The sequence below is a fragment of the Thermaerobacter sp. PB12/4term genome (genome assembly GCF_003403315.2).
Taxonomy (GTDB): Bacteria; Bacillota; Sulfobacillia; order Thermaerobacterales; family Thermaerobacteraceae; genus Thermaerobacter.
Window position 1 is genome coordinate 2,099,257 of the sequence record NZ_CP048407.1, and the last position, 24,104, is coordinate 2,123,360.

The 24,104-nt window shown below is 73.4% G+C and carries 19 protein-coding genes; 5 read left to right on the forward strand and 14 right to left on the reverse strand.

Annotated elements, in window-relative coordinates; genetic code table 11:
- Positions 1 to 62: 62 nt before the first annotated feature.
- The 7 genes from DYI95_RS08745 to DYI95_RS08775 form a co-directional block, all read right to left on the reverse strand.
- A complete protein-coding gene (locus tag DYI95_RS08745) occupies positions 63 to 1,973 on the reverse strand; it encodes a thiamine pyrophosphate-binding protein (RefSeq protein WP_116900178.1) in 1,911 nt (636 codons plus the stop codon).
- Positions 1,970 to 3,547, reverse strand: a complete 1,578-nt coding sequence (locus DYI95_RS08750; RefSeq protein ID WP_116900177.1) for an FMN-binding glutamate synthase family protein — start codon at positions 3,545 to 3,547, stop codon at positions 1,970 to 1,972. Before DYI95_RS08750 ends, DYI95_RS08745 begins: the two co-directional genes overlap by 4 nt.
- Positions 3,548 to 4,279: 732 nt before the next feature.
- On the reverse strand, positions 4,280 to 7,417 hold the full coding sequence (locus tag DYI95_RS08755; RefSeq protein ID WP_243149714.1) for a phosphoenolpyruvate carboxylase: 3,138 nt from the start codon (positions 7,415 to 7,417) through the stop codon (positions 4,280 to 4,282).
- 88 nt (positions 7,418 to 7,505) lie between these two features.
- Positions 7,506 to 8,660, reverse strand: a complete 1,155-nt coding sequence (thrB, locus tag DYI95_RS08760) for a homoserine kinase (RefSeq protein ID WP_243149715.1) — start codon at positions 8,658 to 8,660, stop codon at positions 7,506 to 7,508.
- Between the two features lie 137 nt (positions 8,661 to 8,797).
- The gene (gene thrC / locus DYI95_RS08765; protein ID WP_243149716.1) at positions 8,798 to 9,952 is read right to left on the reverse strand and encodes a threonine synthase; all 1,155 of its coding nucleotides are present in this window, start codon (positions 9,950 to 9,952) and stop codon (positions 8,798 to 8,800) included.
- 594 nt (positions 9,953 to 10,546) lie between these two features.
- A complete protein-coding gene (locus DYI95_RS08770) occupies positions 10,547 to 10,975 on the reverse strand; it encodes an SRPBCC domain-containing protein (RefSeq protein WP_116900174.1) in 429 nt (142 codons plus the stop codon).
- A complete protein-coding gene (locus DYI95_RS08775; RefSeq protein ID WP_116900173.1) occupies positions 10,972 to 11,289 on the reverse strand; it encodes a helix-turn-helix transcriptional regulator in 318 nt (105 codons plus the stop codon). The genes DYI95_RS08770 and DYI95_RS08775 overlap by 4 nt, the downstream gene beginning before the upstream one ends.
- 208 nt (positions 11,290 to 11,497) lie before the next feature.
- Here DYI95_RS08775 and acs point away from each other — a divergent pair, with 208 nt between their 5' ends.
- A complete protein-coding gene (gene acs, locus DYI95_RS08780) occupies positions 11,498 to 13,495 on the forward strand; it encodes an acetate--CoA ligase (RefSeq protein ID WP_116900172.1) in 1,998 nt (665 codons plus the stop codon).
- Between the two features lie 87 nt (positions 13,496 to 13,582).
- Here acs and DYI95_RS08785 read toward each other — a convergent pair whose 3' ends face one another.
- The gene (locus DYI95_RS08785; protein WP_116900220.1) at positions 13,583 to 13,957 is read right to left on the reverse strand and encodes a carboxymuconolactone decarboxylase family protein; all 375 of its coding nucleotides are present in this window, start codon (positions 13,955 to 13,957) and stop codon (positions 13,583 to 13,585) included.
- Positions 13,958 to 14,252: 295 nt separating this feature from the next.
- Between DYI95_RS08785 and DYI95_RS08790 the strand changes: the two genes are divergently transcribed.
- The gene (locus DYI95_RS08790) at positions 14,253 to 14,732 is read left to right on the forward strand and encodes a nucleoside recognition domain-containing protein (RefSeq protein WP_116900171.1); all 480 of its coding nucleotides are present in this window, start codon (positions 14,253 to 14,255) and stop codon (positions 14,730 to 14,732) included.
- 44 nt (positions 14,733 to 14,776) lie between these two features.
- Positions 14,777 to 15,271 (forward strand): nucleoside recognition domain-containing protein, encoded by a 495-nt coding sequence (locus DYI95_RS08795; protein ID WP_116900170.1) that lies wholly within the window; start codon positions 14,777 to 14,779, stop codon positions 15,269 to 15,271.
- 54 nt (positions 15,272 to 15,325) lie between these two features.
- On the opposite strand, the gene DYI95_RS08800 is transcribed toward DYI95_RS08795, so the two are convergent.
- Positions 15,326 to 15,775: a carbon monoxide dehydrogenase subunit G gene (locus DYI95_RS08800; RefSeq protein WP_116900169.1), complete on the reverse strand. Its 450-nt coding sequence runs from the start codon at positions 15,773 to 15,775 to the stop codon at positions 15,326 to 15,328.
- A gap of 361 nt (positions 15,776 to 16,136) precedes the next feature.
- A complete protein-coding gene (locus DYI95_RS08805) occupies positions 16,137 to 17,291 on the reverse strand; it encodes an XdhC family protein (RefSeq protein WP_116900168.1) in 1,155 nt (384 codons plus the stop codon).
- 206 nt (positions 17,292 to 17,497) lie between these two features.
- Between DYI95_RS08805 and DYI95_RS08810 the strand changes: the two genes are divergently transcribed.
- A complete protein-coding gene (locus DYI95_RS08810; protein ID WP_116900167.1) occupies positions 17,498 to 18,181 on the forward strand; it encodes a metal-dependent hydrolase in 684 nt (227 codons plus the stop codon).
- A 250-nt stretch (positions 18,182 to 18,431) separates the two neighbouring features.
- On the opposite strand, the gene DYI95_RS08815 is transcribed toward DYI95_RS08810, so the two are convergent.
- The 4 genes from DYI95_RS08815 to DYI95_RS08830 all read right to left on the reverse strand — a co-directional run bounded on the left by DYI95_RS08815 (position 18,432) and on the right by DYI95_RS08830 (position 22,421).
- Positions 18,432 to 19,256 (reverse strand): NAD-dependent deacylase, encoded by an 825-nt coding sequence (locus DYI95_RS08815; RefSeq protein WP_116900166.1) that lies wholly within the window; start codon positions 19,254 to 19,256, stop codon positions 18,432 to 18,434.
- A 119-nt stretch (positions 19,257 to 19,375) separates the two neighbouring features.
- Complete coding sequence (locus tag DYI95_RS08820) at positions 19,376 to 19,693, reverse strand: hypothetical protein (RefSeq protein WP_116900165.1); 318 nt, start codon at positions 19,691 to 19,693, stop codon at positions 19,376 to 19,378.
- A 118-nt stretch (positions 19,694 to 19,811) separates the two neighbouring features.
- Entirely contained in the window at positions 19,812 to 21,374 is a 1,563-nt protein-coding gene (locus DYI95_RS08825) for an FAD-binding oxidoreductase (protein ID WP_116900164.1), read from the reverse strand.
- Positions 21,375 to 21,560: 186 nt separating this feature from the next.
- Positions 21,561 to 22,421, reverse strand: a complete 861-nt coding sequence (locus tag DYI95_RS08830; RefSeq protein ID WP_158556029.1) for a DinB family protein — start codon at positions 22,419 to 22,421, stop codon at positions 21,561 to 21,563.
- 236 nt (positions 22,422 to 22,657) lie between these two features.
- Here DYI95_RS08830 and DYI95_RS08835 point away from each other — a divergent pair, with 236 nt between their 5' ends.
- Complete coding sequence (locus DYI95_RS08835; protein WP_243149717.1) at positions 22,658 to 23,776, forward strand: prephenate dehydratase; 1,119 nt, start codon at positions 22,658 to 22,660, stop codon at positions 23,774 to 23,776.
- Positions 23,777 to 24,104: the final 328 nt, after the last annotated feature.

The window sequence follows — 24,104 nt, forward strand, 5'->3', positions numbered from 1 at the left end:
CGCCAAGAGGAACGCGACCGGCGCCGGCTGCGCACGGCCATCCATTCGGGCCGTACGCCCGTTCACACCCGTTCGGGCACCCGGTCGCGGTCCCGATCCCGATGCCGGCCCCGGCTCCACCATCGCCGGCTTGGTGGGCTCCCGGCCGGCGGTTGCGGTGCCCTCGACGTCCGCTCCCCCTGCCGTGGATCGCCATACCGGCCGATCTCGTCCGAAGCCGTCCCCGTGGCCGCCTCCCGGGTCTCCGTCTCGGTCCGCGCCGCCCAGGGATCCCGGTGCGCCACGGGTTCGGGCCGCGGGTAGGTGACCTGGGCCACCCGCACGTCCACCAGCACGGGGCCGTCGACCCGCAGGGCCCGTTCCAGGGCCGTTTCCAGGTCCCGCGCCCGTTCCACCCTGATCCCTACGGCCCCGGCGGCCTCGGCGAAGGCGGCGAAGTCCGGATTGACGAACCGGGTGCCGAAGGGCTCGACCCCCGCCCGGTCCTGGAGCTCCTCCTCTTCCGCGAAGCGGCCGTCGTTGCAGCAGATCACCACGATGGGCAGCCGCTCCCGCACCGCCGTGGTGAACTCCATCAAGGTCATGCCCAGCCCGCCGTCCCCGGCTAGGGCCACCACCGGCCGGCGCGGGGCGGCCAGGGCCGCGCCGATGGCGGCCGGCAGGGCGAACCCCACCGTCCGCCAGTGGCCGGACACCAGCACCATCTGCCGGTCGGGGAAGAAGTAGCGGCCGAACCAGTAGGTGTGCTGGCCGGTGTCGACGCAGATCACCGCCTCGGGATCGACGACCCCGGAGAGGACGGTCATCAGCGCCGCCGGGTGCACACCCTCCCCCGCCCGGCCGCCACGGCCTGCGGCCCCACCGCGCCCGCCCGCCCGGGTTCCGGGACCCGCGCCCCGGCCCTGGGCCGCCGCATCGGCTTCCTGGAGCTCCGCGTGCCAGGTCGCCCGGGCCCGCTCCCAGAAGGCGTGCCAGCTCTCCCGCGCCCGGGGCTTGATCCCGTCCCGCAAGGCGGAGACCACCGTCTCCGCCGGGCCGGCCAGGGCCACCTCAACGGGTAAGGTCATGCCCAGGTGGGCGCGCCGGATGTCGACCTGGATCACCTTGAGCCCCCGGGGCACGAAGGCCGGCTGCCACCAGGTCGAACCCACCACCAGCGCCACGTCGGCCGCGCCCAGCACGTCCGCCGCGGCCTGGGTGCCCGCCTCCCCCAGCACACCGCAGTAGTGGCGGTGCTCGGCAGGCACGGCCCCAAGTCCCGGCAGGGTCGACACGATGGGAGCATCCAGGGCCTCAGCCAGGGCCAGCAGGGCTTCCCGGGCAGCCCGCGCGCCCCGGCCCGCCAGGATCACCGGCTTCATGGCCGTGCGCAAGAGGTGCAGGGCCGCGTCGATCTCCCGCTGGTCAGGAGCCGGTTCGGCCTTCAGGTAACCCGGCTTGCCGGTGGGCTTCGCATCGGCCAGCTCTTCCCGCTGCAGGTCCACGGGCAGCCCCACCCGGGCCGGGCCCGAGCGCTCCCAGGCCGCCCGCAGGGCCGCGGGCAGGATGCGGGTCGCCTGGCCGGCCGCCGCCAGGGTGTGGTTGAAGACCGTGGCGCCGGCGTAGACCAGGTCCAGGTTGGCGTCCTGGGGCCAGTGGGTGGCCGTCTTCGCCGTGGGCAGGCCGCCGGTGATGGCCAGCAGCGGCACCCGGTCCATGGCGGCATCGTACACGCCGTTCAGCATCTGCACGGCGCCGGGTCCGGCGTCGCTGCAGCAGGCGGCCATCTGTCCGCTCAGCTTGGCGTAGGCCGCTGCCATGATCGCCGCCGCCCCTTCGTGGCGGGCGGCCACAAAGCGGGGGCGGCGGTTCTGCCGGACCGCTTCGAGCAGCGGGATGATGGAGTCCCCCGGCACGCCGAACAGGCAGGGGATATCCCATTCCGCCAGCTCGGTAGCCACGTAGTCGGCCACGGTCATCCGCCGGGAAGTCATGAATTGTTGCCTCCTCGACCCTGGTGTGCAGGCTCTGGGTGGGCGCCGGCCGCTGGGCCCGGCGCCACGGGCGCCCGCGGGCCCCGCGCCGGCGCAGGCTCCCGGGCCGCCCCCGCTCCCAGGGGCCGGCCGTCCACGGCCGGTTCGACCAGCGCGGGCGTTCCCCGCAACCGGCTGAGCCCCGCGGTCCGGGGGTGGTACGCCAGGGGCACCCCGGTGATCTCCGCCACCTCCCGGGTCAGGGCCCGCAGGTCGCCCTTGCCCACGCCGGCCAGGCGGACGTGGCCCAGGGCACGGGCCGCTTCCACCATCTCCTGCACGCACGCCTTGAGGTAGTTGGCCGCCTGGATCGCCGCCTGCTCCCCGTCGAACAGGTGGGTGTAGCGGCCCTTGGCGATGAAGAGCTCGTAGGGCGGCGCGTAGGGCATGAGGCGCACCATCTGTGCCTGCACCATGGCCAGCAGGATCGCCGTGCCCACGTAGCAGGCGTCGGCGCCCAGGGCCATGGCCTTGAGGAAGTCCGCCCCGTCCCGGAGGCCCCCCGAGGCGATCAGCGTGATCCGGTCCCGCACCCCCAGCTCCCGCAGGATGCGGTCCGCCTCGGGAATCGCGTAGACGACCGGCAGGCCGAAGTCGTTGATGGTGAAGAGGTACCCCTTGCCCGTGCTGCCCTTGGCCCCGTCGATGCTGATGAAGTCGACTCCCGCCGCCACCGCCGCCCGCAGGTCGGCCTCCAGGTCGCCAGCGCAGAGCTTGACGCCGATGGGCACGCCACCCGTCATCCGGCGCAGCTCCTCGACCAGCCGGGCCAGGTCGTCCGGCGAGGCCACCTGGGGAAAGCGGGTGTGGATCACCGCGTCCTCGCCGGGGCGCAGGCCCAGGTGCCGCCGGACCGGTTCGTCCAGCATGTCCCAGGGGGTCGACTCCTGGGCGCTGGCGTCGGCGCCCTGGCCGAACTGGATCTCGATGGCGTCCGCCTGGCGCAGCTGCTCGGGCCGGATGTTCCAGCCGCCGCGGTTGTACTGGACGATGTAGTGCTTCGCGTGGCGGCGCTCGTCGGCCAGGAAGCCGCTCTCCCCGGAGTTGGTGGCGGTGCCCACCATGGCCGACGCCCGGGCCAGCGCCACCTTGGCTTCCAGGGTCAGGGACAGGCCGTACGCCATACCGGTGATCAGGATGGGGATCTTCAGGTGCAGGGGCCGGGCCGCCTGGGGGCCGATGGTGACCCGGGTGTCCACGTCGGGCTCGCCCCGCGGCAGCCGGCCGATCTGGGCGGGGACGAAGACCAGCTGCTCGAACTGCATCCACGGCCGGGTGGCGCCGTAGGGGCGGGTGAAGGGCTTGCCCGTCTCCGCGCGCCGCATGATGGCCAGCATCTGCTCGGGGTCGGTGTTGCGGGCTAGCACCATCCACTGCAGCATCTGGTTGCGGTCCTGGGGGCCGCTCAGCGCCGCCACCATCATGCGGTTGAACAGGCGCCGCAGCAGGGAGGGGCCGAGCCAGGCGGCCAGGCCCGCCACGGCCCCCAGCAGCACCAGCATCGCCAGCAGCGCCCCTGCGAAGGCGGCCAGCATGCGCCCCACCCCCCTTTTCCCGACGAACCCGGCCCCCGGGGCCCCGGCTCCTGCCGGCTCCGGCCCCTGGGGGACACACCCCGCCCCTGCCGGCTCCGGCCCCCGTGGGCGTTCCGGCTCCTGTGCGGGTCCGGCCCGTGGGGACCAACCCGGCCCCTGGGGGAGCTCCGGCTCCCGCGCCGGTTGCGGCCCGTGGGGACGAACCCGGCCCCTGGGGGAGCTCCGGCTCCTGTGCGGGTCGCGGCCCCTGGCGACGCGCCCGGCACTGCTTGCTCCGGCCCCTGCGGGCGCCGCGGCGGCCCCCCGCCGGGTCCGGTGCGGACGGGCACGGACGGGCGGTCAGGCCCCTTGCCGGACTTCGCTCGATGGGTTCGGGCGTAGGGTTCCCACGGGGAATCGCGAGGAATAAGGAAAAGGAGGGTTCCCCTCCCGGACATTATCCGGTAATGGTTGGTGCCGGCCCCAGCACCACCGGCCGCGCCGGGCCGCCCCAGGCGGCACCTGTCGCGGCGGCCTCCCGTGGGGGCGTCCCCCGGGCGGCTTCCCGTGGTGGCCTGCCACTGCGGCCTCCCCCGGCGGCCTGCCACGGGGCCTCCCCCGGCGACATCCCTTGGCCGGGCTACCACGGCGGCCTCCCACGCGACCGCCCGCGGCGGACCGCGCGCGGCGGGCGACCACGGGGCACGGGGCGGCGGCATCCCCACCGGCGCAGATCGACGGCCAGCGGCCGTCCTAGCCGGCGTTCCGCAAGCCCGCCGCGATGCCCAGGATGGAGAGCAGCAGCGCTCGCTCCAGGGCCGGCCGCTCGGGGTCGCCTTCCGGCGAGGCCCGGTACCGGGCCAGCAGCTCCACCTGCAGGTAGCTGATGGGGTCGACGTACGGGTTGCGCAAGGCCGTCTGCCGCGCCAGCACGGGGTGGTGGGCCAGAAGCGGCCCGCCGAAGGTCTCCTCCAGCAGCGCCCGGGTCCGCACCATGGCCTCCTCGAGCCGGGGGAAGAACCGGTTCGCCAGGGGCCCGGGCACCAGCCGCAGGTACTCCCGGGCCACGGCCAGGTCGGCCTTGGCCAGGGCCAGGGCCGCGCCGTCCAGCACCGAGCGGAAGAAGGGCCAGCGGGCAAACATCGCCTGGCGAAGGTCCCGCGGCACCGCCGCAAGACCTTCGGCCAGCCCGTACCAGCCGGGCAGCAGAAGGCGCACCTGGGTCCAGGCCATCACCCAGGGGATGGCCCGCAGATCCTGGACGCGCCGGGCCCGGCCCGTGCGGGCCACCGGGCGGGAAGCGATCTTCAGGGCGGCGATCTCCCGGATGGGGGTGAAGTGCTCAAAGAACTCGAAGAACCCGGGTTCCACCAGCAGCCGGCGGTAGGCTTCCGCCGACCGGGCGGCGGCCCGGTCCATGGCCTCCCGCCAGGCCGCCGGGACGGAGGGGCCGCCCGCGGTGAGCCCCTGGCGCCCGGGGCCCGGGACCTGCGCGGCCCCGGCCCCGCCGGGCAGGCCGGGTTCCTCCGGCGAGAGCATCGGGTCTTGGGCTACGGCCAGCGTGTCCCGGGCCGCCGCCAGAAGGAAGTGGTAGAGGAGCTGCTCCAGGTTGCGCAGGGCCAGCTCGGGGTGGGCGTAGCGGTCCGCCAGCGCCTCCCCCTGCTCGGTGAGCCGCAGGCGGCGGCCCACGGTGCCCGGCGGCAGGCTGGCGATGGCGCGGCCGGCAGTCCCCCCGCCGCCCCGGGCCGTGGAGGTGCCGCGGCCGTGGAAGAAGGACACCGGCACGCCCGCCGCCCGGGCCACCGCCGTGATGCCCTCCTGGGCCCGGTAGAGGGCCCAGTTGGCCGCCAGGTAACCCGCGTCCTTGCTGGAGTCGGAGTAGCCGATCATCACCTCGCAGCCGCCCCGGCCGCGGGCGTGGACGCCGAAGACGGGGTTCCGCAGCAGCCGCTCCATGGCGCGGGGCGCCGCCTCCAGGTCGGCCAGGGTCTCGAACAGGGGAACCACGTCAAAGGGCAAGGGGTGGCCGGCGCGGTACAGCCCCACCTCCCGCGCCAGGACGAACACCTCCAGCACGTCGGCCGGGCCGCGGCAGCCGCTGATGATATAAGCCCCCCGGTCCTGCCAGGCCCGCAGAGCATCCAGGGCCACGGACAGCTCGCGGCTGCGGGGCCGGAAGCCCACCGGCGCCAGCGGCCGGGCCGAGGCCAGCTCCCGGGTCAGCACCGCCTCCCGCCCGGCGGCATCCAGGGCCAGGTACTCGCCCGCCGCCATGACCCCACCGGCTTCCAGCAGCTCGGCCACCGCCCGCCCGTGGGCCTCGGCATGCTCCCGCAGGTCGAGGGGCGCCATGGCCTCCCCAAAGACCTGGGCCCGCCAGCGCAGGGGACGCACCAGGGTGGCCGCCGCCTCGCCCAGCCCTGCGTCCCGAAGCCCCTCTTCGATCTGGAACAGCAGGCGGTCCAGGGCGGTGGAACCGGCGGCGGCCGGCGCCTCGCCGGCCGGCGGCTCCCCGGCGGTCCCTGGTGGCGGCGCGGCCGCGGCGGTCCGGGAAGGCCTTTCGTCCCCTGGATCTACCGGAACGGCCGGCCGGCCAGGGACTGCCTCCCCTGACGCGGTCGGCCGAGGAGGCATAGTCGTTGCCTCCGCTGCAGCAGCCCCCCGGGCGGGCGTCTCGCTCCACACCTCTTCCGGCACCGTCCGGGCCGCCCAGTGCCGCTGCAGCCTGTAGGCGAACCGCCGGTAGGGCTCGCCGGGGAAGCGGCCGGCGGCCGCCGGCGGCAGCGGCGCCACCGCGTCTTCGGGCACCGAGGGCAGGGGCGGCAGGGTGGCCCGTTCTTCCGCCACGGACAGATCCCGCGTCAGGGCGGCCAGGCCCCCGGCGTACTTCCGGGCGATCTCCGCCCGCGCGTAGGCCTGGGCCCAGGCGGTGACCTCGGGGGTGACAAAGGGGTTGCCGTCCCGGTCGCCGCCAATCCAGCTCCGGAAGGCGAGGGGCGGGGGAAGAACCGGCCGCCGCCCGTAGCGGGCGGCCACCGCCCCCTCGAGAGCCTCCATGAGCCGGGGCACCGCCTCCCACAGGGTGGTGGGCAGGTAGTAGAGGCCGCCGCGGACCTCGTCCTCCACCCGGGGCGGGGCCGGGCGCAGCTCGCGGGTGGTCCAGAGCAGGGTGACCCGGGCCACCACCTCGTCCAGGTGCCCCTCGCCCCGCTCCAGCCGGTCCAGGGCATGGTTGAGCTGCAGCAGGTGGTGGCGCAGGGTGCGCCGCCGCGTCTCGGTCGGATGGGCCGTGAAGGTCAGCTCCAGCCGGGCCGAGGCGAGGAGGCGCACCACGTCGTCGAATCCCAGCCCCTGGGCCTGCAGCTGGGTGACGAGGGCCAGCAGCGACTCGGGCCGGGGCCGGTCGGGCGTGCTGGCCTGTTCGCGCCGGCGGTTCACCCGCACCCGGTGCCGCTCCTCCGCCAGGTTGACGAGATGGAAATACGTTGAAAAGGCCCGGATCAGCCCTTCGGCCGCCGCGACCGAAAGCCCGCCGATCTCGGCCCGCAGCGCCTGCCGGGCGGCGTCATCCCCCGGGTGCTGGCGGAGGTGCTTGGTGCGGGCGCGGATGTCCTCTTCCAGTTCGAACAGGCGATCCCCCGAGAGGCGGCGGATGGCCTCCCCCAGGGCCCGTCCCAGGAGGTCGACCTCCCGCTTGAGAAGGGGGTACAGTTCCTCCTCCGCCCGGGCGTCGGGCGGGGGAACGGGTTCCGCCGGGGCAGGGAACGCCTCACCGGACGAACCGGCCGCCGGAGGGCGGCTCCCCTGCTCACCGCCCCGGTCCTGGCGGTCCTGGCTCCCATTCCCCTGGCCCAAGCCGGCCCCCGATGACCGGTAACCCTCGCCGCTCACAAGCCCTTCCTCCCTTGTCCCATGCCTTCCCGCCCCGTGGCCCCCATGCCCTTCCGGTGCCTTTCGCCCCTCGCCCTGGCCGGCGTCCCTAATCCCCCCGGGCGCTGCCGCCGCCGGCTGCAGCGGCAGGGGAGCGGAGAAGCCGGTGCCCGTGGCGGCTCACCAGGCCGGAACGGGCGCCCGGCCCGCCCGCCCGGCCCAGGCCCACCCGGCCTGCCAGCCCCAGGGCGGCCATGCGGGCCGCCAGCGCCTGGGCCACCGCCGGGGCCTGTTCGTCCGCCACCAGGGCCAGCACGCTGGGACCGGCCCCGCTGAGGCAGGCACCGAAGGCCCCCGCGGCGACGGCCGTGGCCACCAGATCCTCCAGCCAGGGGAACAGGGCTGCGCGGTAGGGCTGGTGCAGCCGATCCTGCATAGCTTCTGCCAGGAGGTCGCCGCGCCCGGCGGCCAGAGCATGGATCAGCAGGGCCGTGCGGGCGGCGTTGAAGGCCGCATCGCCATGGGCCACCGTCGCGGGTAGCGCCCCCCTGGCCTCGTGGGTATAGCTGGTCCGGGCCGGGATGGCCACCACCGCCGCCAGCGACCGGCCCAGGGGGACCGGCACCGCCCGCCAGCCGCCACCCGGGTCCCCGCCGTCGCCTGCGCCTGCGGAGGCCCCTTCCCGGCGCCCGGCGGCTTGCCCCGCCGCCGCCGGGGCCGGTCTCCAGGCCACCACCAGGCCGCCGTAAAGAGCCGCCGCCACATTGTCCGCGTGGCCTTCCAGATCAGCCGCCAGTTGCAGCAGGTCGACTGCCGCCAGAGGTCGCCCTGCCCGCCGCAACCACTGGTTGGCTGCGGCCAAGCCCGCCACGATGGCGGCGGCACTGGACCCCAGCCCCCGGGCGGGCGGAATAGTGCTGCGCACCACCAGCCGCCAGGCGGCAGGGTGAGCCTGCCCCGCCCGGTGGAAGGCGGTGACCACGGCCCGGACCACCAGGTTCTCCCCCGGCGCCCCGGGTGGTGCCGCCGGGGGGCCCCAGCCGTCCAGGTGCCAGTGCACGGCCCCGGCGGAATGGGTCCAGTGCCGGGGGTCGGCGGGCGACGGCTCGAGCCATGCCCTGAGTTCCCACCCCTGAAGGGCCAGACCGAGGCAGTCGAATCCCGGCCCCAGATTGGCGCTGGTGGCCGGCACCCGGCTCCAGGCCACCGCCCGCCCGCTGCCGCCGCCTGGCGCGGGCGCTCCGGCCTCGCGGCCCTTTACCACACCCAGGGCCACCTCAGGACCTGGGCGCCGGGCGCGGGCGGCGCCCCTTGAACCGCCCCCGCCACCGGCCCTCCGGCGGTGGCCACCCATGGGCCCATCCGGCGCCTCCCGGGTCGATCGCCGTCCCTTCCCCATCTCTACCGACCTCCCGCCGGTGCTGCAAGCAAGTGCTGCACTACGGCTTCGGGTTCCAGGGCCCGGGCTTCCAGGGCCGCCAGGTCGTCGATCTCGCCCCCGCCCGCCCGGGCGGCCCGCAGGGCGGTGTCCACGTCCTTCAGGCCGTGGCCCGTCAGCACGCACACCACGGGCCCCTGGGGAGGATCCCAGCCGGGTTCGTCCCCCCGGGCCAGCTTCAAAAGGCCCGCCACCGAGGCCGCCGAAGCCGGTTCGGCAAAGACCCCTTCCCGCCGGGCGAGAAGCCGCTGGGCCGCCAGGATCTCCTGGTCGCTGACCGCGAGGACCCGCCCGCCGGTGTCCCGCACCGCCGCCAGGGCCTGCTCCCCGTACACCGGCCGGCCGATGCGGATGGCCGACGCCACCGTCTGCGGCCGGTCGACGGGCCGGCCCCGGACCAGGGGCGCCGCCCCCTCCGCCTGCACCCCGTATAGCTGGGGCACCCGCCCCAGGAGGCCCGCCGCCGCGTAGGCGCGAAAGCCCATGTGGTAGGCGGTGATGTTGCCGCCGTTGCCCACGGGGAGGAACACGGCCGCCGGTTCGTCCAGGCCCAGGGCGGCCAGCTGGTCGACCACCTCGAAGGCCGCCGTCTTCTGCCCCTCCAGGCGATCGGGATTCAGGGAGTTGACGAGCACCAGGTCCGGCCGCTCGGCCACCACCTGCCGCACGGCGGCCAGCGCGTCGTCGAAGCTTCCCCGCACCGGGAGGATCCGCGCCCCGCAGGCCACGGCCTGGCCCACCTTGCCGCCCGCCACACCCCCGGCCGGCAGGACCAGCCAGCAGTCCATGCCCGCCCGGGCCGCGTAGGCGGCCGCAGCCGCCGCCGTGTTGCCCGTGGAGGCGCAGATCACCGCCCGGGCGCCCCGGGCCCGGGCGCAGGTCAGGGCCATGGTCATGCCCCGGTCCTTGAAGGATCCCGTCGGGTTGGCCCCTTCGAACTTGAGGAACACGGCCGGCGGCCGCCGGCCCGCCGGCAGCTCCGCCAGGAGCCCGTCGGCCCGGATCAGCGGCGTGTCGCCTTCTCCCAGGGTAAGCGGCTCGGCCTCCGGAGGTACCGGCAGCCAGTCGCGATAGCGGGCGATGATACCCTGGCGGGGCAGGACCGGCCCGGGCTCCACAGCCTGACGAGGAGGGCCGGGGCGGTTAGGGTGAGTGGGACCAGACACCGCTCGTTTCACCCTCTCCCTGAAGCTCGGAATGGAAGGATGCCAGCATGGAAAATCGAACGGCCCCGCGTCCCGTTAGGGACGCGAGGCCGTGCTCGCGCGGTTCCACCCTAATTGATCCGCGGCAGCACCCTGGGGTGATGTGGCGGGTGCCCTGACTGCACCGGCGGGGGAAAGGGCGGATCCCGCCGGCCACCGCCACCGCGAATCCTCTCCGTGCCCGTAAGGGGGGCTGCCCCGCCCAGCTACTCCCGCCCCGCCTGCCTGGCCGGGCGGTTTCGCCGGCGGCTCCCGGAGGGTTTTCGGCCCGGCCCGGTGCGGGGGCTTTCAGCCACGGCCTCCCGTCTCTGGACACCGGCTTGGGGGCCTACTCGTTCCGGTCATCGCGCACGCCGGGATGACGCATTCCTCAAGCCGAACCGGCTCTGGGAACGCTTTTTCGGGATTATAGGGCCTGGCCGGGGCCGGGTCAAGGGGTCGCAGCGCAAGGACCGCCGCGCCGGGATCAGGCAGAACCGGGCGAGACCCACCGAGGACGCGCCGAACTTAGGCTTCAGCCCGGCTTGCGAACCGGTCCAGGATCGCACCCCAGCCCCCCGCAAAGGCCCGCTCGGTGGCTGCACCCGTCTCGCCGAGTTCGTCCCAGCCCCGGTGCTCCAATTCCACCCGGGTGCCGTCGCCCTCGGGGAAGAACCGGACCTCCACCTGGGTCGGACCCGCCCAGTTGGCCTGGTTCCACGTGAACACCACCCGGTGGGGCGGCTCGTAGACCAGAACGCGGCCGATCTCGTGCTCTTCGCCGTCCCGGAACCGCTCGTAGAAGCGGCCGCCGGCCTGGCCCTCAAGGACCAGATCGGCGCTGCGGTCGCCGCCGTAGGAGAACTGGTCCAGCGGCCACCACTGGCCGATGCCGGCCGTAAACCGGGTAAAGACGGCCTCCACGGGCCCGCGGACGACGACGCTGCGTCGAATCATCCCTCACCGTCCCCCTCGACGTGGCGGCGGAAGCGCTCCAGGGCGACGTCCCATGCTCTGGCCACCTGGTCCAGCCAGTCCCGGACCTCCGCCAACCCTTCCCGGCGCAACCGGTACAGCCTCCGCCGCCCCGATTTTTCAACCTCGACCAGACCCGCAGCCGTGAGGACGGCCAGGTGCTTGGACACCGCCGGCCGGCTGATGGGCAGCGGCCGGGCCAGGGTGACCACGTCCTTGGGCCCCGACCGGAGCACCGTGATGATGTGGCGCCGCGTCGGATCCGCCAGGGCCGCGAACTTGCGATCGAGATCCATGGCGCAAAGGTAACCAAGTAGTTACCCGTTCGTCAAGCCCCTCCCCAGCAACGACCCCCTCACCGGCAGGAACCGTCCCCCTGGCTGCCGTAACCGGTTGGCAACAGGGCAGGCGGCCGGTGCAGCGGGTGGATCCCGGGGAACGCCCGGGCAGGCGCCCGCCGCGCCCCACCGGCCGGCCGGATCGCCATCACGGGGGGGATGCGCGATGGGGTACACCGAGGTCGAGGTGGCGGGTCCCGAGCCCGCCACGGGCGCACTGCTGGCGCAGCCGACGGTTCCTCCTCGGAAGCTGTCGGGACGGCCCCTGTTCGAAGGGCCGAACCCGGCAGCAGCCTGTGCCGCCTACCGGGCCTGGGCGGAGGCCGACCCCGACACCTACTGGGCGGCCATCGCCGCCGAGCTGGAGTGGCTGGCGCCCTGGAGCCACGTCCGCGTGGGGGAACTTCCTGACTTCCGTTACTTCGTGGGCGGGCTCACCAACGTCAGCCTCAACTGCGTCGACCGCCACCTGGCCGAGCGGCGGAACCAGGCGGCCATCATCTGGGAAGGCGAGCCGGGGGACCGGCGGGTCTGGACCTTCCAGATGCTCCACGACGAGACCTGCCGGCTGGCCCACGCCCTGCGGCAGGCGGGCATCGGCAAGGGCGACGTGGTGGCGATCTACCTTCCCAACCTGCCCGAGACCTTCGCCGCCATCCACGCCTGCTACCGGATCGGCGCCCTCTACAACGTGATCTTCTCCGGGTTCTCGCCCGACGCCATCCGCTCCCGCCTGGAAGACTCCCGGGCCCGCCTGGTGATCACCGCCGACGGCAGCTACCGCCGGGGCCGGCTGCTCCAGCTCAAGGCGACCCTGGACCGGGCCCTGGAAGGGTTCGACTTCGTCGAGCGGGTGGTGGTGGTGCGGCGGGCGGGGGCCGAGGTCCCCATGAGCCCGGGTCGCGACGTGTACTACGACGACTTCGTCGCCGGCATGCCGGCCGATTTCCCGCCCGAGCCCCTGGAGGCGAACGAACCCGGGTTCATCATCTACACCAGCGGCACCACGGCGAAGCCCAAGGGCCTGGTCCACGCCGGGGTGGGCTTTCTGATCGGCACCTACGCCAACGTCAAGTGGTCCCTCAACCTCCAACCCGCCGATATCTACTGGTGCACGGCCGACGTGGGCTGGCTGACCTTCCCCATCTTCGCGCTGGTGGGCGGCCTGGCCCACGGGGCGACCCACGTGGTCTATGAAGGCGCCCTGGACTACCCCGACCCCGGCCGGTTCTACCGGATGATCCAGCAGTACCGGGTCAACAAGGTCTTCACGGCGCCCACGGCCCTGCGGATGCTCAGCCGGGCGGGGACCGAGTGGCCGCGCCGGTACGACCTGCGCAGCCTCGAGCTCATCGCCCTGGTGGGCGAGCCCCTGGACCCCGAGACCTGGCACTGGGTGCGCCGGCACGTGGGCGACGGCGGGGTGGAGATCAACAACACCTACGGCCAGACGGAGACGGGCACCGCCTGGATGTCGGGCATCGCCGGCGTCACGGCCTCGCGGCCGGGCTCCTGCGGCCTTCCCCTGCCGGGCTACCGCTGCCAGGTGGTGGACGCCGAGGGGCGGCCGGTTCCTCCCGGGACCACGGGCTATCTGGTGATCACCGACCCCTTCCCGTGCCTGGCGCGGACCATCTGGGGCGACCACCAGCGCTACCTGGACACCTACTTCGCCCGCTTCCCCGGGCGGTACTTCACCGGCGACGCCGCCATGTACGACGCCGACGGCCACCACTGGGTGCTGGGGCGGGTGGACGACGTGATCAACGTGGCGGGCCACCGCCTGAGCACCATGGAGATGGAGAGCGCCCTGATCAACCACCCGCTGGTGGCGGAAGCGGCGGTGGTCGGAATGCCGGACCCCATCAAGGGCACGGTGCCGGTGGTCTTCGCAGTGCTGCGCAGCGGGGTCACGCCGCCACCGGACATCGAAGAGCAGCTGCGGGAGGAGATCGTCCGCCGGATCAGCCCCATCGCCCGCCCGGCGAAGGTGTACGTGGTCGACGCCATGCCCAAGACCCGCAGCGGCAAGATCATGCGCCGCCTGCTGCGGGAGGCGGTGACGACCGGCAAGGTGACGGGCGACACCACCGCCCTCGAGGACCCCGAGGTGCTGGAGCGCATCCTGGCGCGGGTGGAACCGGGGGCGGGAGCGACCGCCTGACCGGCGCCTGAAACTTGACCGGCGAGTACAGGCCGGGACCTGGCCGTGGGGTCAGGTCCCGCCTCTTTTCGCTCCGCCGGCCGGGTTTCAGCCCTGTGCACCGGCGGCCCCGGCGCCTGCCTCCGCTTCCAGCTCCTCCAGCACCGCCACCGCCCGCCGCACGTGGGGGATGGTGATCGACCCGCCTACGATCAGGGCCACGCCGAAGATCTCGAAGAACTCGTCGCGGGTCACGCCTTCCTTGTGGCACTGGATCATGTGGTAGGTGACGCAGTCGTCGCAGCGCAGCACCAGCGAGGCCACCAGCCCCAGCATCTCCTTGACCTTGCTGGATAGGGCTCCGGGCTTGTAGGCCTGCCCGTCCAGGTTGAAGAACCGGCGCACCACCAGGTTGTCGTGGGCCAGGATCTTCTCGTTCATCTCGGTGCGGAAACGGTGAAAGGCGTCGAGCCGCTCGCCCACGGCATCTCCCTCCCCGACCCGCCGGAAGAGTGGCTGCCGGCAGCCCACCTGTCCCGGATTCCAGTCAGGCACTCCGGCATCCAGGCGTTCCGGCATGCCTCCGGCTCTGACCGGTAGATTACCGCAGCCTGCCGGGGGGAGGAACCTAGACCCTGCCATCCAGCCGTTGACACCACCCCGCACCCGCTCTATGCTCAACGCCAGAAGCCACCGCACCGTACAGCTGGCCAGGCGGCCGGGCGGTGGAACAGGCACCGCTTGAGCCGAGTCATCCCCAGGAAAGAAGGCAGCATCCGTGGCCCGATCCCTCACCCCTCCGGCGGCCTCGCGCCCGGGCGCCGGCCGCGAGGGCACCCATCCCCTGCAGGCCGCCGTGAGCCGGGGCCTGCGGTCGACCCTGCGGATCCTGGTCGACCTGGCCCGCACCATGATTCCCGCCATGATCGTGGTGATGATCCTGGACCGGAGCGGGTGGCTGGCGCGCATCGCCGGCCTGGCGGCACCCGCCATGGCCTGGTTCGGCCTGCCGGGAGGCACCGCCCTAGCCCTGCTCATCGGCAACACCGTGGGGCTTTACAGCGGCATTGCCGCCGCCATCCCGCTGGGGCTCGATTACAAGCAGTGGACGATCCTGGGCACCATGCTGGCCATCAGCCACGCCCACCCGGTCGAAGCCTCCATCATCGCCCGGGCGGGCGCCAACACGTGGACGGTGCTGGTGGCGCGGCTGCTGGCCTCGGCGGCGGCGGGGGCTCTGCTCAACCTGGTTCTGTAACGGGTTCCGGGGTGGACCCGGCTCCATCCGGGGAGGTGGCACCGATGTGGCTTCTGGATGCCATCGTCGATGGGATCGGTGAGGGGATCCTGCTCCTGCTGCGGATTGGCCTCTTCGTTGCCCCGGTGCTGATCCTGCTGGAGTGGGCGCGGCTGACAGGCCGGCTCGACCGGATCACCCATCGCCTGGAACCCGTCTGCCGCCGCCTGGGACTCGCTCCCGAGCTGGCCCCTTCGTTGACGGTGGGCGCCGTGCTGGGGGTCATCCTGGGGTCCGGCGTGGTGCTGGAGACCACCCGCGACCGGCCGGTGGCCCGGGATCAGGTCACGTTGCTGTTCGTCTTCGTGGGCATCTTTCACGCCATGTTCGAGGAGACCGCGGCCATCTTTGCCTTCGGCGGCAACGGGCTCATCATGGTGACCACCCGGTTTGCCTTCGGCCTTGCCGCCTTCTGGGTGTACCGGCGCTGGCTCGCCCTGCGGCCGGCGGCCCTGGGCGGGCCGGTTCTCGCCCCCCAGCCGGCGCGGCACCGGGGCTAGTGATGGCCGGGATCCCTCCGGCCCCCCGGCCCGGCGCCGCGCCCCGCGCCGGGGTCAGCCGGCCTTCCGCTGTTCGATCTCCCGCGCCAGGCCGCCGAAGAACTGGCCCATGATCATCTTCGCCACGCCGCCCAGCACCCGCTGGCCGATGCTGGCCACCGGCCCGCCCACCTGCGCTTCGCCGTGGTACTTCAGCAGGGTCCCATCGCCCTGGGGTTCCAGGTCGAGCACCAGGGAGGCCCGCACGAAGCCGGGCCCGCCTTCTCCCTCGATGTTCAGGCGGTAGCGGGTCGGCGGTTCCTTGTCCTCGATGGCGATGCGGCCCCTGTACCGGCCGCGGATGGCCGCGATGCCCAGTTCCAGTTCGGCTTCGTAACGGTCTTCAGCCACCCGGGTCAGCTGCTTGCAGCCGGGCGTGCACCGGGCGAGGACGTCCTGGTCATTGAGGCATGCCCAGACGGTCTCCACGGGTGCGGCGATCTTCTGGCTTCCGGCAACCTGCATTCCTGGCACCCCCAAGCGCTGGTCGAGCTGCACCGGGATGGCGGGCCCGCGGTCTCCGGCCCCCGGCCCCCGGTCCCCGGCCCTCGGCCTCCGGCCCCCGGTCCTTGGTCCCTGCCCCCTCTCCGGCACCTGGCCCGGCCGGCCGGGCGGGACGGCGGCACGCAGGACGGCTTCGCCCCGGCCGGGGCCGGGGCCGGGCTCGCAAGGCACCGCCCGCCCTCATGCGGGAATTCGCCGGCGGGAATTCGCCAGGAGGACGCACCCCTCCGGCGGCTGGCGGCGCTGCCGTGCCAAAGGCTTTCGGTTTTCGGCAGGATCTTTCCTGCTGGGCCCGCGCAGGCCGGTTGCCGGCCACCACCCGTCAGACCGCCCCGCCGGCTGCGCCCCGGCCGCCGGCCGCCCCCGCGGGGATGGATGCAGGGCCCTGGGGCCGGTTCGTCCGGCGGCAGGCGATGATCTCGGCCATGATGGCCACCGCCATCTCCTCCGGCGTGCGGGCACCGATGTCGAGGCCGATGGGCGCGTGCAGCCGCTTCAGGGCGTCTTCGCCAACGCCCGCCTCCCGCAGGGCCGCCAGGCGGCGTTCATGGGTTCGCCGGCTCCCCATGACACCGATGTAGCCTGCGGGGGAACGGAGGGCCGCCAGCAGGGCGGGAACATCGAACTTCAGATCGTGGGTGAGGACGCAGACCGCATCCCGCGGCGTGATCCGGACACCGCTCAGGTACTCGTCGGGCCACTGGCGGACGATGGCGTGGGCCGCGGGGATCCGCTCCGGGGTAGCAAAAGGCGACCGCGGGTCGCAGACGACGACCCGGTATCCCAGGAACCGGCCCGCCTCCGCCAGGGCGGCGGCGGGGTGCACCGCTCCGATGACGTAGAGCACCGGCGGCGGCGCGAAGGGCTGGATGAACACGTCCGCCCCGGCCAGCTGCTCCCGGGCGGCCTCGGCCCGGCCCAGGAGCGCTCCTGCCCGCCGGGCCAGCTCCCCGTCAAGACCGGGATCGCCGGACGAACCGGCCACAATCCGCGCCGGGCCGCCGGGCTCGGCCTCCTCGAACAGCACCACCGCATCGGACGGCACCGGCTCCGCGCCCTGCGCCCCGGCGCCGTCCCCCGCCGCGGCACCGAGCACCCGCGCCAGGGCCACCGCCTTCCCGGCCGCCAGTGCTTTCTGCAGCTCGCGGGCCACCCCCGGCCACGGCCCGCGGGCCGGTTCGACCCACACGCGGATGGTGCCGCCGCAGCTCAAGCCCACTTCGAAGGCGTCGTCATCGGAGATGCCGAAGGTGACGAGGCGCGGCCGGCCGGCAGCCAGCACCTCCCGGGCCACCTCGATGACCGCGGGCTCGACGCAGCCGCCCGATACCGAGCCGGCGACCTCGCCGCGGTCGTTAACGGCCATGGTGGTCCCCGCGTCCCGCGGTGCCTTGCGGATCACCTCGACCACCGTGGCCAGGGCCACGTTCCGGCCCGCGCCGAGCCACTCCACCACCCGGTCCAGCACGTCGCGCATGTCCCGTCCCCTCTCCCTCGCTCCCCCAGCCGGGGGCGTTCGCCGGTCCTCGGTGCCGCGGTCCAGCACCGCCGGGCGACCGGGGCAGGAGCCCCGTCCCCCGTGTTGAACTCTCGCTTGTCGGCCCAGGGCGCCGCCGCCCTCGCACCGTTCACCCCGCCCCGGCGGCACCTTCACCCCTCAGACCGAAAGGAGGAAGGCCGGTCATGTCCCACAAGCTTCGCTGGCTAGGCCATGCCGGCTGGGAGCTGACCACGGCCGGCGGCAAGGTCATCCTGTTCGACCCCTGGATCAACGGCAACCCCAAGGCTGCAGCCCGCATCGAAGACCTGAAGGCCGACTACATCCTGATCACCCACGACCACTTCGACCATGCCAGCGACGTGGTGGCCGTCCAGAAGCAGACCGGCGCCACGGTGATCTTCCAGCCCGAGACCGCCGCGCGGTACCAGAAGGAAGGCCTGCCCGGGGACAAGTGCATCGGGATGAACATCGGCGGCTCGGTGGAGCTGGGCGGCATCGTGGTCACCATGACCGAGGCCTATCACTCCAGCGAGACCGGCGAGCCGGCCGGGTACATCGTCACCCTGGAGGACGGCAAGCGGGTCTACAACGCCGGTGATACAGGGATCCACTGCAACATGGCCACCTGGGCCGAACTGTATCCCCTGGACGTGGCCATCCTGCCCATCGGCAGCCACTTCACCATGGACCCGCGGCAGGCGGCCCACGCCCTGACCTTCCTCAAGCCCCGGCTGGCCGTCCCCCAGCACTACGGCACCTTCCCGCTGCTGGTGCAGAGCGCCGACGACTTCGTCCGCTTCGCCCGGCAGAAGGCGCCCGGGGTCGAGGTCATGGTGCTGGAGCCGGGCGGAAGCTTCGAGTTCTAACGCTTCGGGTTCTAACTCCTGGTGGAGCCGGTGGGGGCGCCGGACCGGTGGAACCCCGGTACGGGCACCACCGCGGTGGACGATCGCCCCGGGGCGCTCCCGCGGTGCCGTACCGGCGGGGCGTCCGGCACCCCACCGGCAAGTCCGCTGGCAAGGCGCTGTGCAGCCCGCCGGCCACGGCAAGCCTGTACCAGCCGGGCGGCTGAAGGCCCACGGGGCAGGAAGGCGGCCCGTCCCCCGGGCGCCCGGCCTAACCCGGCACCACCACCGGCTCCCCGCAAGCCGCGGTGCCCCCCTCTGCCTCCAGCCGGTGGACCACCGCCGGCAGCGCCTGCTCGGCCGGGGCCGCCACCACCACCTCGGCATCCAGGGCCGGGTGCGGGTTGACCTCGGCCAGCACGGCCCCCGCCTTGCGCGCCCAGCGGGGCAGGCTGGCGGCCGGTTCGACCTCGGCGGAGGTGCCCACCACCAGCAGAAGGCCGGCCGTCTGAACCTCCGCCCACGCCTGGAGGAAGGCATACTGGGGCAGTTCCTCGCCGAAGAAGACGATGTCAGGCTTCAACCAGCCCCCGCACCAGCAGCGGTGGCCGCCACCGCCCGGCAGTCCCGCCAGCCGCCGCACGCTCTCGGCCGCGTAGCGGCTCCCGCAGTCCATGCACACCACGCGCCGGAAGTTCCCGTGCAGCTCGATGACGTTCCGGCTGCCGGCCGCCTGGTGCAGGCCGTCGATGTTCTGGGTGATCACGGCCCGGAGGCAGCCCATTTCCTCAAGCCGCGCCAGGGCCTGATGGGCCCGGTTGGGGCGGGCTTCCGCCAGGGCGTCGTAAAGCTCGTCCAGCATGGACCAGACGCGCTCCGGGTCCCGGCGGAAGGCATCGATGTGGGCAAACTCTTCCGGGTCGAACCGGCTCCACAGGCCGTCGCGGCCGCGGAAGGCGGGGATGCCGCTGGCCACCGACACCCCCGCCCCCGTCAGGGCGACGGCCCGCCCGCGGTGCTGTTCCAGCAGGCGAGCCAGCTCGGCGACCGGGTCCCCGGGCTTGAGGCCCGGCGGTTCGGTCCGGCGCCGTTCCATGTCGACAACCCTCCCCGTGACGCACCGCCGGCCCGGCCCGGGTGCGGTCCCTTGCCATATCCCGGGCGCACCGGGCCGTGCCCCGTCTCCATCTTCTCCCAGGCTGTCCCGCGGTCCCGTCACTCGAGCCCGCCGAAGCCGATGGGACGCGGCCTGCGCCCCTCGCCGCTCACCACCACGCAGCGGATCCGGAAGGCGGGGAGCCACACGGTGGCCTCGCCGTGCAGCTGGCCCGATTCCAGGCCCAGGACCTCGGCCAGGGAGTTCGCTCCCTGGGCCCCTTCCACCTTGTCGACGGCCTTGACGGGCAGCAGGATCCCGCCGTTGTGCCAGGCTCCCGCCTGCAGGCGGGCGTGGAGGCGGTGGCCGCCCTCCAGCACCACGATGGCGGGGACGCCCGGCAGGTCAGGGTCGACCAGGGGCACGATCTCGTCCAAGTCCGTTCCCTCCCGCGAAAGGCTCGGGCGTGGTGCCCTGCGCCCTGGCTTGCCACCAGGCCCCCCGAACACCTCGAGCGCGGTGCCGGCCCGGGCCGCGACCCAGGGGGTCCGAGCCTCACGCCCGGCTGGTCCAGCCGGGGTGCACCGCCGGGCTGAGGGGCTCGCCGGCGGCCGGACGGGTCACCATGGGCTCGCCCCACTTGCCCGGGTTCATCAGGTCGAGGGGATCCAGGGCCCCCTTGATCTTGCGGATCACGTCCAGCGCCGGCCCGTACTCGTCGGCCAGCAGCGGCAGCAGCTTCAGCCCCGTGCCGTGGAGGCACTCCATGTTGCCGCCCCGGGCCTGGGCCATGCGCAGCAGATCGTGCATCAGGGCCTCCATGGCCGCCGCATCCTCGGCCGTCCACGCGACCTCCCAGGCGTCCCCGCCCGCCTCTCCGGCCGCGGCGCTGACCAGCAAGGAGAACACTTCAGGGCGGCCCCACAAGCCCGTCTCTCCGGCGCGGAAGCGGGGGTCCTGGGCGATGCGGGCCAGGGCCTCGCGCCGGAAGGGGATGACCTGGCTGGCCGGCAAAGCGAGATTGATGTAGTCAAAGGCGCCCTGCTGCCAGCGCCTCCGGGCATCCCGGGCCTGCACCACGGGCAGGGCGAATTCTTCGGCGATTTCGTGGCGCCGCTCCCAGAACCGGCGGGCCGGTTCGTCCCCCAGGTCCCGGGCGTCGAACTGGCGGGCGATGCGGGCGGCCGCCGCGGCCCGGCCGCGGGCTTCCTCAGCCAGCCCGAAGAACCCCAGGTGCAGAAGCCCCGTGCGCCCTAGGTCGTCCTCGTAACCCGGCTCCAGCTCTACCGCTGCAGGCACATCGTCGGTGAAGTCGAGCAGATCCGGGATGACCCCGGCCCGCCACATGGCCCGCACGGCTTCAAAGCCGGGGTCGAAGCCCCGGAAGCGGTAACTGCGGAAGAGCATGACCTCCGGCACGCCCACGGCCCGGATCCAGGCCCGGGTGACGATGCCCAGGGTCCCCTGGCTGCCGGCGAAGAGCGCCCGCAGGTCGGGACCCGCCGGAGGCTTGGGTACAGGCCGGGTCCGCACCACCTGCCCGCCGGGCAGCACCACCTCCAGGGCCACCACCTGCTGGCCCATGCTGCCCCAGCGACCGGCCAGGTAGCCGACCCCGTCGGTGCCGATGGCGCCGCCCACGGTGGCGATGCCCACGCTCCAGGGGTCGTGGGCCAGGGCCAGGCCGTGGCGCCGCAGGGCCGCATCGACGGCGGCCAGGGTCGCACCGGCGCCGGCCTCGGCCAGCAGGTCGTCAGGATGAACCACCACGTCGTCCAACCGAGTCAGGTCGACCACCACCGCCGGCTGCTGCGGAACCGCCGAACCCATCACCCCGGTGCCGCCGCCGCGGGGCACCAGAGGGATGCGGTGGCGCTCCGCCCAGAGGACCAGTTGCCGGACCTCCCCGGTGTCACCGGGGCGCACCACCGCCAGCGGGCGGCGGGCCTGCCGGCCCGTTCGTCCGAGCCGGTAGCCGCCGGCGAAGTCCATGGCAGCCCATTCCAGGTCGTGGGGGTCGACGCTCACGTGGTGGGCTCCCACCAGGTCGCAAAGTTCTCGACGCAGCGCTTCGGGTAAGGCAACCGGTTCCGTCCCACGGGAACCCTCGCCATCCATGCCGATCCCTCCGCTTACCGCTATCTTTACCTTAATCCGGGAGCGGGCGACCAGGGCAAGAGGCGGTGCCGGGCTCAACCTGGTGGCCTACCGCCAACCTGGTGGCCTACCGCCCCGTTGCCCTTCGAGCGGGAGGAACCGGCAGGCGGGGCGCTGGTCCGCCGCCGGGGCCAAGTCAGCCCAAGCTTAGCCCAGGCCGTGGACTCGCCGTGTTTCGGCAATCTGGGCAATGTGGTGCAAGGCATGGCTGGCCAGCATGGCAATCAGTTCGCGAGCCGTCATGGGAGCACCCAGGGTCGGCTCCACGGCGCCGTCCAGCGCTTCCGGCCGGTGACGCACCAGGGCCGCCACGTGGTGGCGGATGGAAGCGATCAGGGCGAGGGACGGCTCGATGGGCCGGTGGGCGTGGTCCAGGCGCTCGACCCAGATGTCCTGGTCATAGGGGTTGTTGTTGTACGGGCGGCCCGGCTCGGCCAGGCACATCAAGATGCGGATCAGACTTGATGCATCGGAATCGGCGATGTGGTGGACGATCTGCCGGATCGTCCACTTGCCGGGGGCCCGGGCCAGGTCCAGCTGGTCGTCGGTCAGGCCGGCAAGGGCTTGGCTGAGGCGATCGGGCGCGCTGGTGTAGATGACCAGCAACTCCTCATCGGTCCATTCCGGCCCCTGCCAGAAGGACAGCCGGTGACCGTCGGGATCTTGCAGCCCGAGGACAAGGCTCCCGTCCGGCGCCTGCTCCGGCGGTGGAACCGGCAGGCCCTGATCGCGCAGCCTGTGCAGAAATGCCTCCAGGTTGCCTCCGGGAGCCCCCAGATAGAGCTGCCGGCCTTCGACCAGTTCTTCAAAGACCTCATGGAGCCAGGGTGTGGCGTCGACGCCGGGCAACGCCAGGGTGAAGGGATGCCCATCGACCGGGTCGACCACAGCGACGCCCGCTTCGGGATCGTAGGTGCAGATGCGGAAGCCCAGTTGCCGGTAGAAACGGACCGACCGGTCCAGGTCCTGGACGCGCAGCAGCGCCAGGGACGGCCGAACAGACGACATGCAATCTCCTCCTTGCCGCATGGCGGCGTGGACCTGGGAGAACCGGCCCTGCAACCCTGCCCCGGGGGCCCTGCGGCGTCGATAGAGGGATGGTTCGGCGGATCCGGTCGTGATACCTTTGCAGGTAATACCCCCGCCACCGGACACCCCGGAGGACGGCACCGGGTGCCGGCTGCGACACCGCCTGCGGGAAGGAAAGGGGGCGGCCTGGCACCCGCCCCAGGGGAGGCTGCGCTGTGGATCCTTCCGCCTTGATGCTGTCCGTCGCCTTTCAGGGCGAGCGGGGTGCCTTCAGCGAAGCGGCGGTTCGGGCCTATTTCGGACCGGATGCCGAGCCCGTGCCCTGCCCGGCCTTCGCCGACGCCTTCGACCGCCTGGTGGCGGGGGCCGTCGCGGCCGCCATGCTGCCGGTGGAAAACTCCTACGCCGGCGACGTGGGCGAGGTGTACGACCTGCTGCGCCGGTACCCCGTGCGGGTCCGGGGTGAGCTGCAGCTGCCCGTCCGCCACTGCCTGCTGGCGCTACCCGGCACCCGGCTCGGCGACCTGCGGGCCGTCCGGTCCCATCCCCAGGCCCTGGCCCAGTGCCGCGAGTTCCTCCACCGCCACGGCCTCATCGCCGAACCGGCCTACGATACCGCCGCCGCAGCCAGGCAAGTGGCGGAAGCCGGGCGCCGGGACCTGGCGGCCATCGCCTCCCACCAGGCCGCCGTCCACTACGGTCTTGAGGTGCTGGCCGAAGACATTCAGGACTCGGCCGGCAACGTGACCCGGTTCTTCCACCTGGAACGGGCCGTCCCAGGGGACGAACCGGCCCCGGCCGCGGCCGGTCCCCGCAAAGGGGGCCAGAGGGCCGAGCCGGCGGCCCCGACGCCGGCGGCCGCGAGACCGGCGGCCCCCGTTCCCACCGGCGCCGCGCCCGCGAGCCTCGCACCGGCGGCGCCCCTGGCCGCGAGGCTGCCCGGTCAGGGTGGGCCTTCCACCCAGGGACCCCAGGTCAACCCGCAAGGACCTCTCGCCGGTCCGCAACGACCTCAGGCCAGCCTGCCGCTGGTCCCGGAGGCCAGCCCGCGGCTGGTCCCAGTCGGGGTGAAGACCTCCCTGCTCTTCGTCGGCGAAGATCGGCCCGGGGCCCTGTACCGCTGCCTGGGCGCCTTCGCCCGGCGGGAGATCAACCTGACCAAGCTCACAGCCCGCCCGGAGCGGGGCGGATCCTGGCAGTACATGTTCTTCGCCGACCTCGAGGGAAGTCTCGATGAGCCGCGGGTTCAGGCGGCGGTTGAAGAACTGCGGCGACAGGCGACCTACGTCCGCGTCATGGGCAGCTACGGCGTGTGGCAAGCCCTGGACCGCTGACGCGCCGGCGGTCCAGAGGGCGGGGCTGCACGTGGCTTCACCACGCTGCGGCCGGCCCAGGCAACCGGGGCTCCATCCCGGCCGTACGATGGGTCTTGTACGGTGGACCCGTCACCAGGGTGCAGTCGAACCGTCATCCTGCCGCAAAACGGTTCCGGTACCATGGCAGCGGCTAACAACCCCTGCGGAGGTGTGCGGCCGTGGAACAGAGCGTCAAGGGGCGTTCGACGGGATCGCTGGTCCAGGGGCTGTCGTCCCTGTGTTTGGGGCTCGCGCTCGTCTTCTTCCGCAACCCGCTGCTCGTCTACGGGTTCATCCACGGGGACCC